This is a genomic window from Ignavibacteriales bacterium, from assembly GCA_016700155.1.
Classification (GTDB): domain Bacteria; phylum Bacteroidota; class Ignavibacteria; order Ignavibacteriales; family Ignavibacteriaceae.
In genome coordinates this window covers 738,790-752,843 of sequence record CP065001.1, presented here as the reverse complement: position 1 = coordinate 752,843, position 14,054 = coordinate 738,790, and the positions used below count along the sequence as shown (strand labels likewise).

12 protein-coding genes are annotated in these 14,054 nt (G+C 33.8%); 4 read left to right on the top strand and 8 right to left on the bottom strand.

Features of this window, described 5'->3' with window-relative positions:
• Positions 1 to 35 precede the first annotated feature (35 nt).
• The 3 genes from IPM56_03065 to IPM56_03055 form a co-directional block, all read right to left on the bottom strand.
• Positions 36 to 2,840, bottom strand: coding sequence for a PAS domain S-box protein (locus tag IPM56_03065; GenBank protein ID QQS36951.1), 2,805 nt, complete (start codon positions 2,838 to 2,840; stop codon positions 36 to 38).
• Between the two features lie 44 nt (positions 2,841 to 2,884).
• Positions 2,885 to 3,874, bottom strand: coding sequence for a hypothetical protein (locus IPM56_03060; protein QQS36950.1), 990 nt, complete (start codon positions 3,872 to 3,874; stop codon positions 2,885 to 2,887).
• Positions 3,875 to 4,265: 391 nt separating this feature from the next.
• Positions 4,266 to 6,638: a Cache 3/Cache 2 fusion domain-containing protein gene (locus IPM56_03055; GenBank protein ID QQS36949.1), complete on the bottom strand. Its 2,373-nt coding sequence runs from the start codon at positions 6,636 to 6,638 to the stop codon at positions 4,266 to 4,268.
• 442 nt (positions 6,639 to 7,080) lie between these two features.
• On the opposite strand from IPM56_03055, the gene IPM56_03050 reads away from it, so the two are divergent.
• Both IPM56_03050 and IPM56_03045 read left to right on the top strand, forming a co-directional pair.
• Positions 7,081 to 7,374 carry a hypothetical protein gene (locus tag IPM56_03050; protein ID QQS36948.1) on the top strand — a complete coding sequence of 98 codons (294 nt, stop codon included), beginning with the start codon at positions 7,081 to 7,083 and terminating at the stop codon, positions 7,372 to 7,374.
• A gap of 96 nt (positions 7,375 to 7,470) precedes the next feature.
• Positions 7,471 to 7,803 (top strand): hypothetical protein, encoded by a 333-nt coding sequence (locus IPM56_03045; protein ID QQS36947.1) that lies wholly within the window; start codon positions 7,471 to 7,473, stop codon positions 7,801 to 7,803.
• 823 nt (positions 7,804 to 8,626) lie between these two features.
• Here the strand turns inward: IPM56_03045 and IPM56_03040 are convergent.
• The 5 genes from IPM56_03040 to IPM56_03020 form a co-directional block, all read right to left on the bottom strand.
• The gene (locus IPM56_03040) at positions 8,627 to 8,923 is read right to left on the bottom strand and encodes a hypothetical protein (protein QQS36946.1); all 297 of its coding nucleotides are present in this window, start codon (positions 8,921 to 8,923) and stop codon (positions 8,627 to 8,629) included.
• A 241-nt stretch (positions 8,924 to 9,164) separates the two neighbouring features.
• Entirely contained in the window at positions 9,165 to 9,461 is a 297-nt protein-coding gene (locus IPM56_03035; GenBank protein QQS36945.1) for a hypothetical protein, read from the bottom strand.
• A 607-nt stretch (positions 9,462 to 10,068) separates the two neighbouring features.
• Positions 10,069 to 11,118, bottom strand: coding sequence for a T9SS type A sorting domain-containing protein (locus IPM56_03030; protein QQS36944.1), 1,050 nt, complete (start codon positions 11,116 to 11,118; stop codon positions 10,069 to 10,071).
• A 715-nt stretch (positions 11,119 to 11,833) separates the two neighbouring features.
• A complete protein-coding gene (locus IPM56_03025; protein ID QQS36943.1) occupies positions 11,834 to 12,040 on the bottom strand; it encodes a hypothetical protein in 207 nt (68 codons plus the stop codon).
• A 192-nt stretch (positions 12,041 to 12,232) separates the two neighbouring features.
• Entirely contained in the window at positions 12,233 to 12,379 is a 147-nt protein-coding gene (locus IPM56_03020) for a hypothetical protein (GenBank protein QQS36942.1), read from the bottom strand.
• Positions 12,380 to 12,958: 579 nt separating this feature from the next.
• Between IPM56_03020 and IPM56_03015 the strand changes: the two genes are divergently transcribed.
• Together IPM56_03015 and IPM56_03010 are read left to right on the top strand one after the other, a co-directional pair.
• Entirely contained in the window at positions 12,959 to 13,162 is a 204-nt protein-coding gene (locus IPM56_03015) for a hypothetical protein (protein QQS36941.1), read from the top strand.
• A 223-nt stretch (positions 13,163 to 13,385) separates the two neighbouring features.
• Positions 13,386 to 13,607: a hypothetical protein gene (locus IPM56_03010; protein QQS36940.1), complete on the top strand. Its 222-nt coding sequence runs from the start codon at positions 13,386 to 13,388 to the stop codon at positions 13,605 to 13,607.
• The last annotated feature ends 447 nt before the right edge of the window (positions 13,608 to 14,054 follow it).

Sequence of the window (14,054 nt, the reverse complement as noted above, 5' to 3'; positions counted from 1 at the left end):
TATTTGATTCATGCTCATTTTATGGAAAATGGTAATTAAGGATTCTTGTTCACTGGCAATTTTACTTTAAATGTTGTTCCGGAATTCAAAACAGATTCAACAGTTATAGCTCCTTTGTGGTTTTTGATTATTATATTGTGTACGATTGATAATCCTTGCCCCGTTCCTTTCCCCACTTCTTTAGTTGTAAAAAACGGATCAAAAATTTTATCTTTTATTTCATTCGGAATGCCTGTCCCTGTGTCACTAATTTCTATATTTATATTATCTGCATCTTGGAAAGTTTTTATTAGAATCTTACCCTTTCCACTCATTTTATTATTTATCATTTTTTCATTTATAGCTTGAGCAGCGTTAACAATTAAATTGAGTATTACCTGATTGATTTCATCTATATTGCATAGGACAAGAGGGAGGTTACTGTCAAGATCTAGTTCCAGTTCGGCAATATATTTCCATTCATTCTTGCTTATGGTTGCAGTTACTTCAATACCATTATTAATATTTCCTAGAACCATCTCTTTTTTACCGGGATGAGAAAAATCTTTCATTGCTCTTACTATATTACTCACTCTATGGATTCCGGATTCAGTCTGTTCCACTGCCGCCGGTATTTCATCTAACAGATAGATAATATCAAGCAGATCTTTCTTGTTTTGTATTTCATTAAAAGCCTCCTCGCAGTATTGATATGTGTGTTCACAAAATGCGATATATTCCTTCAAACTTGAGAATGAATTTTTTAAAAATGCTGTATTATCCATAATGTACTGCATCGGTGTGTTAATCTCATGAGCAATGCCTGCAGCTAACTGACCAACTGCTTCCATTTTTTGAGAAAGCTGAAGCTGTGTCTCTGTTTTAACCTGTTCAGTTATGTCTTTAAGTACATACACGTATCCTCTTAAATTTCCGTCAACCTCCTTAACTTGAGCTGAATTACAATAGATAATTTTTTTATCACCAGTTTTAGAAACTATTTCAATAGCTTCACTGGTTAAATTCTGATCTTCGAAATTCATTCCAAAAATAGTGCTATACTCCGATTTACCTGAAAGTGAAGTGAAATCGGCTTTTAAAAACTCAAAAAATTCAATAATGGAGTTACCTATTAATTCATCCTGTTCATAGCCTGTAATGAATGTAACTGCCTTATTTATTAGAATGATCTTGTCATCTATATCAGTTGAGATTACACCGTCACGAATATTTTTTAATGTAACATTTAACTGTTCTTTTTCATTTTTAAGTACCTGTTCAGCCGACTTTTGTTTGGTAATATCTTGATTAACTCCGTATGATTTTAGTGTGCTACCGAGTTTATCCTTTAACATAAAATATTTCACAAGGATAATGCCTTCATTTCCATCTGCATAAATGATCCTGTGTGTCATCTCGTGCACTAAATTGGGGTCTGGGTTTAATGATGAAATTTGCAATTGTTCTTTCACACTACTAATATCATCCGGATGCACAAATCTGTCCAGATATTGTTGAAATGTCATGCTATAACTAACTTCATTATCTATAGTCGTATGAAGCAACTTGTAAAAATGATCATTAAGCATTAGCACGTCACTATTAAAATCATACTCCCAATGACCGAGTGAAGCTAACTCTAGTGCTGTTTCCAATTGAGCCTGACTTGTTTTTAGAAAAAATTCTGTTTTTATTCTATCAGTTACATCATTTATCATGGTCAATATTAATTTTTCATCACCTACATCTACTATTTCTGAAGATATCTGCCCTATGCGTAATCCTCCATTTTTTATTCTGAATTCAAATTCCAGATTTTTTACTTTCCCTAACTCAGATAATTTTTTAATGAATTCATTTCTATGCTGAATATTTACCCAAATGCCCAGATCTATTGCACTATAACCAATTATTTCATCCCTAATAAACCCGGTCATACTCAGAAATGTATCATTAACATCAATGAATGTTCCTGAAGGAAATTTACTTAACGTGATGCCCGCTAATTTTGATTTAAATACAGCGGAAAATTTCGCCTCACTCTCCTTGAGTAAGTGGGCTTTTCTATAATTCTCAGATTCGTCCCTGATAACTATTATTGATCCTTTAATAAATTTTGAATCATCATATATAGGGCACCCGGTATAACTCACATGTGTTCTTGTGTTAGATTTTCCTATTAATAATGTATGGTTGGATGGATTTAATTTTATTTTTTCGTTGATTATTTTTTGGATTGGGAAGACTATATCAGAATGAGTTGTGCTATCCTGCAATAATAAGATTTCATTAATATGTTTTCCTTTAGCATAGTTAATTTTCCAGCCTGTAAGTCTTTCAGCTTCTGGATTCATTCTGACCACCATACCATTATAGTCAGTTGAAATAACTCCATCACCAATGCTGTTCATCGAAATCCGAAGTTCTTCATTTTCTAATTTCAACTTTTCAACCGATTCGATAGAGTCGGTTTTATCTTTTATTATCCAGCAGAAAAAATGATCCGTGTTTGTGAAAACTTGTTTGTAAACAAAATTTTCTATTATTAGTTTTTTCCCGTTAGATAAAACTGCACAATGGAACGAATCTGAAGGAGTTGTGTTCAGATCTAATTTTAGGAGATATTTTTTGAGCGAAGGTTGGGATGAAAAAACATCTTTAACACTGTGGTTCAGTAAGTCATTTTTATCCTTACAAAAGATATTACAGAAACTCTGGTTAACAAATTGTATTATTTGGTTAGAATCCCAGAAGCATACACCATCTTCGATGCATTCCCATGCGAATTTTAAGTGCGCATTTTCAATTATTTCTGATTGAACGATGTCACAACTTCTATGTAGATTCTGAATTGCCGGCATATCCCCTCTATCATTTGTATTGCCACCTTAATACACTCTTATCATTAGTCAATAGCATCTTCAATAGTTAAATAAACAAGTGTTTGATTCAATAACTGGTAAGCGATTTCACCAAAGGTCATTGGACCTGTCATACTACCAGTTCTTTTTCCTTCCAACCCAGAATAAATATAATTAAGAATACAGTTGCAGGTAAAGACAGGTTTAATATTTAACTTTGAAGTAATATCTTCAAATACACCTACATAGTCTGACACTGTCTTAGCGATTTTATATTCAACGCCTTTAAATACCGGCGCGTAAAAACTCACTGAATTGTTCTCATTATCTATCGTTTGAAAACTCGTATTTATAGATGCCCCGCAATAATCAGCCACCAGCGGGAGCTGTATGTTGGCATGAGTTTCAGTTAAGTAATCGGAAAGGTATTTCTTCTGTCCGTTGATAAAACATTCTCTGATATCAAACCCTGTTGTATCAAAAGTGATCGTATCACCATTTCCTTGTTCAAATAAATTTATGATATCCAAATTAGGAATTTTGTTTGCCGGTAATTCCAAATGTAAAACTATACACTTGTTTTCTATAACCTCTTTCGTTAAACCATTAAAAACTTTTGGTTTAATTTTCCCAATATCATTGAGATCAATACCGGCAATCCAGCCAACTAAGGGTGAATGAAATATCTTGTTATACTTATGTGAATTCTCAGCAAAAGATACATGAACTGAACTGTTTGATGGAATAATTATCATAGAATAACCATGCTCATACCCGTTTTCACCTATAGTGGGTAATTTTGTTTCATCATAAACTTTAATTCTGAATCTAGTTATATATGACGGTACTTCATTTACAAATATTTTATCCTTAGTGTGGATTCCTCCTTCAGCATCCATAAAATATGGAATTGTTCCACCTATCCAATTCCCTTCAGGCAGTTGTCTTAATAAATTCTCATCTGCCGCAAGAATTAAAACGTCACCATTTAATATTTTTTTTGATACTTCACTAATCTCAAATAGCTTATTCATAATAACTCCCTGCTAAAAATTTGAGCTATGTCCTTTTGCGCGATTCGTTCGTTTTTGACGAAAAAGTCATATAGTTCTTGTTTACATTTGTGAGCATTTGTGGGGGATGGATCTTGTTGGATACTCAAAAATGTCCGATTCATTAATATTTTTACACTTAGAAGATGAAATTGATAATGACCTTTGCCCAGAATTAAGTTGTCCCATCGGTGGTCTTTTATATCTGGAATCATCTTTACTCCTTTGATTTTAATTTATTATCGACATTCAATTTGATTTCTTTAGCTTTAGTTGAGTCGTGTAAAATTAGATTTATTCATATTGCTTAATTCACCTAAACAATCACTACACATTTAGATTTTCTTATTGTTAATCAAGTGTAAATCAATGCTTAAACTCTAATATGTTTTTTGCTAATATTTCTCTTTTGGCTATCAGCGATATTTATTGTCTTAAACCTAGCAACCAACTCTTCAAGATTGTTAGTGAGTCTGTTCAAATCTTCAGCCGCTCTTGCAATCTGCTGAACACCCTGTGCGCTTTCCTGTGTAACAGCACTGATCGATTCAATGTTTTTACTTATCTGTTCGGCAGCACTTGACTGTTCTTCACTTGCTGCAGCAACCTGTGATACAATATCAACAACACTTTCAGCACCTGTGATTATCTGTTTTAATGAATCACCAGCTTTGTTAGCGAGTTCTTTACCTTTCTCAACTTCAAGAGTACCTTGATTCATAGATTCAACTGCACCTGATGTATCCTTCTGTATCTGTTTGATCATCAATGCTATTTCTTTAGTTGCCTTAGTAGTACGTTCAGCAAGTTTCCTTACTTCATCAGCCACAACAGCAAAACCTCTTCCTTGTTCACCCGCACGAGCGGCTTCAATAGCAGCGTTAAGTGCAAGAAGGTTAGTCTGATCAGCAATGTCATCAATAACCTGAATGATCTCACCTATCTGATCACTGCTCTTACCAAGCTGCTGAACAGTATCGGCGGATTGTTTTACTACTTCAGCGATACGGTTAATACCCTGAATAGTTTGATTAACAACACTGCCGCCTTCTTTAGCAATTAGACCTGCATTCTTGCTGGCTTCAGAAGCAGAAGAAGCATTCTTAGTAGTTTCAAGAATAGTCTTAGTCATTTGCTCAACAGCAGAAGCAACTTCACCAGCCTGTGCTGACTGTTCCTGAGCACCTGCAGCCATCTCTTCAGTTGAAGAAGAAATCTGTGTTGATGCACTTGCTGTGGCTTGTACTGCGTTATTAACTTCACTTAGTGTGGAGTTAAGAGAGTCACAGACTTTGTTAATACTATCTTTAAGCTGCTGATGATCACCTTTATAATTTCCAGTGATCCGGGATGTGAAGTCATTTTCTGCCATTAATTTTAAAACTGCGTTACCTTCGTTTACCGGCTGTAGAAGTGAATCAATAGTATTGTTCATACCATTAACTATTTCTTTATAAGCCCCTGAAAAATTATTAGCATTTCCGCGCGTGTTCAATTCCCCGTTTACTGCTGCTTCAGATAATCTTTTTAATTCACTGATCAGACTTGTTAACGTGAATAATACTTTTTGCATACTTTTACTTAATAAGTCTTTATCTGACTTTTCAGTTATACTTAAATTTAGATCACCTTCGGCGATTTTCTGTGCAGTTAATGATTGATTATTAATGCTCTCTACAACATCCGAAAATGCTTTTTCAAGTTCGCCTAGTTCATCGTTAGAGTTTGAAGCCACTGAAAACGACACATCTCCCATTGATAACTTACCAGAGTATTCTTTTAGACTCTGAACTCTTGTCAGAACTATTTTTTTGAAAATGTAATAACACAATCCGCTTAACAAAACGGTTAATATAATCCCTATAAAAACAATTGTAAGAATGGTCGAATTAACTTTACCGTCAATATCAGATTTCGGATATGCTGAAACGACAGAGTAGCCCCATTGATTGAATTCAACTTTATTTAATATCCATTCATCATTTGTTTCAGTTTGAATTTGCGTAATGAATTCAGGTTTAACGTTATCCGAATTGAAAACTATATTGTTTTTGTTATCAACTAGTGCGACAAAACCATTGTCAAGAATTTTCATATTATTAATAAGTTTACCAATGGTTGTCAAAGTTGATATTTTATAACCCACATACCAGATGCCGATTGTCTTCCCATTCAAATCTTTTATTGGTTCGTAGCCTGTGTAATACGGCGATCCAAGAATATCAACAACTCCATAAAAACTTCTGTTGTTAATAATCGCAGCATAGGCTTTTCCTTTTTTATCCAGTTCAGTACCTATGGCGCGGCTGTTATCAGGTTTTAATACATTAGTTGAGATCCGGATAAAACTATCATCTTTCTTAACGAACAATGTAGCTGTTCCACCAGCCAGTGATTTTACTTTGTCAACAAGTAGAAAATTGTTGTTCACAAGATGATTGCCGAAGCTCAATCCCGAAACCTGAACAGTACCAGCATAAAAATTATTTCCTATTGTTGGAGTTCCCTGCTGATTAGTCAGATCTTTTAAAATATTCATTGACGAAGCAACTCTTTCATTCATCAGCACATCCGTGTTAGTGAGTTGCTGTATAACCATGTTGATTTCTGCATCTGAAAGCAGTTTTGCATTTCCCTCAATACTTGTACTGATATAATCTGAGATTAATATTCCGGCAGCAAGTATTATCACTGTAATGAATGAAATGATCGGGACCAAAAATTTATTTACAAGTTTATTTTTCATTTATTCCCCAACGAATAATTTTTAAAATCTTAAAATGTACTTTGGAAACACAAACCAAGTAATTTACTCTCAGATTAAATACTTACAACGCTCCAATCAACTAGCCTTTGTATACAGATTACATCATCCTAATTGGCTGCATCATTTAAACTTACTGCGAATTTAACTTTCTTTTTACTATCGCAATGAATTCAAAAGTAGCTATGAAGAGAATTCATTACTATCATTATCGACACAATAATGATTAAGTTTACATCTGAAATGCTTTTTCTTCTAAAGGTTCTTCACCTCTTCTTGATTTGAAGGGAGTCATAGTTAATGAAGTAATTGCAAAAAAAGTGATTTTACAATATCCTTGCCTTAAAGCAATAAGTTGCATAAATTCGATTGCATCATCATTCGTCCTAAGCAAAAGTGTCATTAACTAAAACGCTTTTTCTCTTTGGAGTATGAATCTTTACTAACCGCAATTAAGAATATCGAAACCGCAATACTGCATTCATCATTTCCAGTCGGAACGGCTGTCGATAAAATTATTTCTGACCAGCTGAAGAAAATTCAGTCAGCTACGACGGATACTGCCATACTTGATCTCCACTTTTCAATCAATCATAACTGGGATATTTATTCTGGTAAGAAAGCTTCAAAGGGGTTCAGAGCCGGAAATATTCTGGTAAAACAATGGATACTCGAGGATTGTGAAGAACTTAAAACATACATTCAACGATACAGGTAAATGCTATGAAATCAATGATTGAATTTTATTAGAAAAATGGACTTCACTTTTTTTTAACTCGAATATTTATCTCGATTACTTTAGTCAGCATAATATATGCAGAAGTTTCATTTAGGTAAGGAATCCAACTTTATGGATCCGGAGTTAATATTAAGAACTTTAATTAAAATTGAAACAACTGTAATAAAAAATCCAGTGCTTATTGAATTGGAATTTGATAACAGTATATCAGATGAACTGAAAAAAATTCAGTTATCTACGAAGGATCCTCTTGCCTTTGAGTTGATTTGCAGCATTTCATTTAACTGGAATTTATTTTCAGGAAACAAGGCAGTTAAGGGATTTAAACCTCATACGGAAATTGTAAAACAATGGATACTCGAGGATTGTGAAAAACTCCGGCTTCATTGCCAGCAATGCTTTTTATAAGCAATGAAATTCTACTTACTAAAATTTATTTTTCTTGTTTGATATTTCAATTATCCATTATTTTTGTTTAACAAAGATTCGTTAACAAAATCCTCTATTATTTAATGAATCGACTAGCACCCGGTGACTCCTCTCATCGGGTATTCTTTAAACTAGTAAAAAGCAGAGGCGTTAAATTTCATCTATACCGCCTCCATAGATGAAGGGAATTATGAATACAGGGAAGATCTTAAGTTCAATCGATAACATTGAAACCACAATCAGGCGTTTTCAAAAAAACGACATACTTAAGCGCGAAGAAACCATCAAGTCCGAAATTAAAAAGATCCAGAGCTGTACTGAAGATATATTCGTCATAGAACTATTGTACAGCGTTTATTATAATTGGAAAGTATATTCAGGCCAGATGAGTAATGCGGGATTTCCTTCTCTGAGGTATACTGAACTTCAGTATATCTTTTTGGACCTGAGTAATCTAAGAAATTATGTCATGAAATTTTTTAATTAAGGATTTATTAAAATTAAAGAACCCGGTTCTCCTGTGAATCCGGGTTCTTAATTTTTCCCTGCCTCCCAATATCTTCGACTAAATGAGTGTGATTGGTTAGTGAATCTATAATCTTAATCCATTATCGAGGGATTGGGATATTTGTTTAGAATAAAAAACCCGGAACAGTGGGAATCATTCCGGGTTTTCTTTATTTAAGCCACAAAGCTTTATTTGAGAGGTATATTATTATCGAGAATCCTTTCAAAAAGTTTATTAAAAAACCCGGGTGTTATCCATTACCCGGGTTCTATCACTGGTCACTCAGTTAGGATACTAACTGACCGCTCTTACTTCTTCTAACCCGATCACTAACACAAGTTCTTCTGTTTCAGGTTCAATTGTTATAATTGTTCTGTATTTGGCAAATACCTGACCAAGGTTATAGACAAAACCATCAGGCATCTGCATATAATAAAACATATGCTGATCACCAACTAACCAGGAACGAAATAATTTCATTTCTTCCGGCTGATTCATACTGTCATATAAATATTTGAAATCTGTTTCGAGTTGTCTGCCAACGCCCTGCATCAATTCATTGTTGGTTAATATTATTTTGTACCAAATCATTCTTTTCCTGACCTTATTAATAAAACTGTTGACTAATCCCCAGATTAATATCCAGTTTATCGAAATTGACTGTTTAATAATCGCAAGAACTTTTTGAATTGTATATAAGAAGAATTATGATTCTGATGTAGGATTTTTACCACAACAAAAAACCCGGACACGGGAAACATCCGGGTTATGTAAATAGCACTGACGATAAACGAAAAGTCAGCAATTCATTATCGAAAATATTATTGTTTAGTTAATAGTCCCCTTCAATTGGCTCAAGCATCATAATAGCCGGAGGAAAAGTTCTGTTAACTTCAGCATTGTGTGAAAATATTTTTAATGGATCAAATGGAAAGCTGTCAGGTACTCTGAAGTAGTAATACTGGTAATGATGCAATTTATGATTGTCTCTGTATAAAGCCATTCCTTCTTTGATATTCAGACGGATATACAGATTTCTGAATTCATCAATTATTTTTTTATCACAACCACGTTCAATCTGTTTATGTGTAAGTTTTATCGAGTACCAGTTCATAGATAGATATACCATACCGTTTCTGATAGTCGAATTAAACATCTGAAAAGTTTAGGAATAATCCATTAGAAAAGTGAAAATAATTTTCCTAAGCCCAATAGAATTAGCCCGATAACAACAATGATTAAAATTATTTCAAGATTGTTCTTCTTCATCCTGATTAAAGTTTACAGAAAGATAAAGGAATAAATCAAAAAAGTATAACCACATCGATAGTATGGAAGAGTGTGGCCCGAGGTGCGGGAAGTACACCTCGGGCTAAGGGGTATCTTGCAATTCTACTTGAATTTTAGTCACAAAGTGGTGGGCGCGTAGAATTACATATCAAAATTAAATCAAATAAAAATTTGTTCCAACAAAAAAGTGACCCGAAGCGGGCTTTAACACTTCGGGTCAGAAGTTTTCGTAATTCTACTTGATTTAGTCAGTTTGTTGTGGGATTGTAGAATTACAAAGGGAAATTAAATCCAGGGAAAACAGATTCCAAGAAAAAAAATAGCCTGATGCGCGGGCAGGACACATCAGGCTGGGGGTTAGTAATTCTGCAGACGATGTTGAAAGCGTACTCTCAATAACAATCACCGTGAATAAAATAATTCAAAGTTTAACTACTGTCAATCTTTTATTTCAGTAGTATCATCTTCATTGTCTGTATAAATTTTCCGGCTTTCAACCTGTAAAGGTAAACACCTGATGAAAGTTCAGAGGCGTTTACATCTATTGTATGACTGCCTCGCGGCTTTTGTTCATCAAGTAATCTTAATACTTCATTACCAAGTAAATCATATATAGTTATCCTTACTCTGCTTTCTTCAGGGATTGTAAATGCAATCTTTGTTGTAGGGTTGAAAGGATTTGGATAATTCTGTTCCAGTTTGAAATCATTTAACTCAAGCACATTATCATTCACATCTACCAGACCCGGTTTTAATAAAACCTGGCAGCCGCCATTTACATAGCCAGTGTCGGGTGCTGAAATATCAACTCCGCCAACACCAACAAAAGCACCTTCGTTACAAAGATATATATATTCTTTGTCGCCATAACCGTTGTGAATTTTTTTAATCCTAAGACACTGATACGAGCCTGATTGCAAAACTAACGTTCCGTAACCATCTATTACAGTCTCTTCAAAACTCGTTGAATAATTTGTTGATATGACTCCGCCTGAACCGTTAAAAGTCGTGTCATACTTTTCGATCTGCTGACTGAACGAAGAACCGTAAGTGGCGGGAAATATGGCGGCTATCTCAAAGGGAACGTAGTGTACAAATTTTACATCCGGAATCAGTGAGGCTTCACCCGCGACATACACTGTGTCATTAACAATATAGAACACAGGATTTTTTTCTATTGTTGTTTCACTTTCGCCAAATGCAACAGCATCAGAAGGATAATGCTGCGCTAACAACGGTAATGTACTGACTAAGTAATTGTATGAAACATTCAGATTCGACAAACTAACTGAACTGAAATCATAGATATTTGGTCCGCCTCTTTGCCCGATATTAATATTTCCTTCAACTCCGGTATAATAATGGAAACTACCGGGAGTAAATAAACTTGTGAATGATTCCGATGCCAGTGTAACCTGTGAATAAAGATTTATGTAAAAGCTGAAAAGAACAATAATAAATGAAATTGTACGGAAGTACTTTTGGAATGGTGACATTTTTGTTCTCCCTGTTTAATTAAGTAAAAGTACCGCTGTAATAACTTAGATAATTTTATTAACAAACAAAATATCAGTTCTATCCTATAACTTTGATTAAAAAAAATTATTATCGAAAAAAATATTTAATACTTGATATTATTGAACTCGATTTTGAAAGTCTTAATAGAAAGATCGAATCCAATTTAGCGTCTGTTTTTTAATCAGATGAATGAGCAAGGATGGTTGAGTAATATTTGTTGCTGGATAGGAAGATTAAATCAGTGACTCAGTGTATAATTGAACTGATCAAATTTACGAATCTGGGAAGTGAATTGGTTGGGTACAATGTAGTTATGTTTAAACTCTCTAATCGTTTTGGTTATTAGCTTTTTGATAGTTAGATGACCGAAATTGGCACTAAGAATAAACTCGTTCACAATTATGTTCATATCTCCTGAAATTTGGTGGATATACCCATTCATCAAATAAATAAATATTTGATATAAAAGCTGAAAGAAAATAAAATTTTAGAGGAGACAGGACTCGGTCCCACTGGAGGATAATATTTATATGAAAAGAACTTAGCCTTGTTATCAAACATTATTCACACGTTTTTCACACAGCAGAAAGAAATTTCTAAGTCAAAACTTAAATACTTATATCATTTTTTAACATAAATTTTCAAATCAACAAGACTCATTTCATTATTCTTGAATGCCTGTGCCTGGTATGATTATTTTCCGTTGGGAATGTTTGTGGTTGCAGAGTTGACTGTAAACTTGTGAGTTGATCCTTCAGCGGTTCCAGTCAGTTCAATGGTTTGGTTATTGCGAAGTTTGAGAAAAATTTTGAGAGTAAATTCAGGTGCGAGATATTCGGAAAGATCCTCAATCCAGTTCCAGCTTGCGCCTGCGAATAATTTTTGTGATGTGATATTCATATTGCTCTCTTAGTGTGAGCAAAAATGAATAGCAGTTATGAAAGATGGTACGGAGTAAAACTCCGTTGACATTTATAAGATTATTTTTATGTGAGATACTGTAAGTACACTTACCAGCACTTGAAATTTATTGACAATTCGACAACTTTGATTTAGTTTTCGTGTAGTAATTGATTGTACTGCAGACAATCGTTAAAAATTACCTGGAAAAACCCCCAGCCCGTAACGTTCCTGCCCGGCGTTACGGGCATCCATTGTCTTACTAACCTGTCCCAAAACTGAATCCGCTTTAAATTTTTTACTTAACCCCGATACTTCAATAACTTTTTCACTTGTCAATGAAATGCCGGTGGTGCTTGTTAAGCAAATCTAATTTGTTGATCCATCCATTATTTACATCAGAATTTTAGTTCACTGTGATTATATAATTGAAAACTATTACATAAACTGTAGAATTCAGTTGTAGAAATTTATGATTATCCCGTTAATAAAGTTAAATCTGACAACTAAAATTTTTTAATAGCTCTGGTGAAAATTTTTATAAAATTAATTTCGGATTAATACAAGTGAATGAACAAAAAAATATTTTTTTCTTCATGCGAAAATTAACTTTGCATTTTAGAAAAATTATTACAAATTAAGTCAAAGTTTTTGATCTTGAAAAAGTTCTTTTAAATAAGTTAGGACTTGAAAAAGAAAAACCCACATAGACTGGTACTCTATATGGGTTTAAGTCCAAATTATAATTGACCGGTCGGATCAATCTTGTTCAAGGACTCTTTTTGTTGTGGGCAAGATAAATCCTTCCAGCTTAGAAGTCAATCAAAAAATTTTAGAAAATGGAGATGAGAAAACTTGATTTTGATAATTTCTTTGAAAACAAAGTTATATTTCTATTAATTATCAAATGGAATTAAAATGACAAAATATAATCGTAATTCAGGTAAACCTTGGACTCCAGGTCAAATTCAACAAATCCAAACTTTAGCTAATCAAAATACTCCAACGAGAATAATTGGTTTAAAGCTTGGCAGAACAGAAGATGCTGTGAGAACAAAGGCAAGTGAAAATAATATTTCATTAAAACCTGTAAATCAATCGCCCTATAACAGAAAGAAGTAAAACTATTCGGATCATTTCCTGAATAGTAGCCAAAGGAGAGTAGATCTGGATTCCAGAAATCCGGTTTCATTTCCCGGATAAAATTCGAATGGAACATTTGTTCGCCAGATACTACTCTCTTTCTTATTAGCAAGGTAAACAGATTTTGAAAAAAAAGAAATATCCGCAAAAAAATGTTAACATTTACTTTCCTAACTTTACAGAAATATTTTGGAGATAGAATATGAGGCAGGCACTGTTCTTCTTAGTCTGGGGACTTCTCACCATACAGCTTTTTTCTAAAACAGTTTATATTACACCTTCAGGTAAAAAATATCATACTGAAACATGTGTGAATAGAGGGAATAACAGCAGTGCCATTGATCTAAAGGAAGCTGTAAAAAAATATGAGTCTTGTAACGTTTGCAAACCACTGGTGCTGTCATCCACAAATTTCTTTTCATAACTTCCGGGAAGAAATCTGCAGCGCCATAAATTGTTTAACTGCTCTCATTGTTCAGCTGGCATTCTTCACTTCAGCTTAGGTCATTGCAATTGTCACACCTCGACAAACTCAGTGAGACACACTATTATTTCATTCATAACTCAAAACTCATAATTCATAATTAATGTTCACCACTCCTTAGCAAAATTCTTCCCTCCCGAATTCTCACTTCCCTTCCCCGGATCCTTCGTTTCCAGCTTAACTTTTTTAAATACAGATCAATTGTATTGATCTTTAACTCAGACACTATATTGATCACATCCAGAATCTTGTTCACAAGTTAGTTTAACTTCAATAGCCCTATTAAGGTATAACCGATTCGAATGAAAAAAATTTTGATAAGATCCAATCAAAAAGGTTCAGATGTAAATAGTGCCAATTATAATATTTGATACTTTAATCAGAATC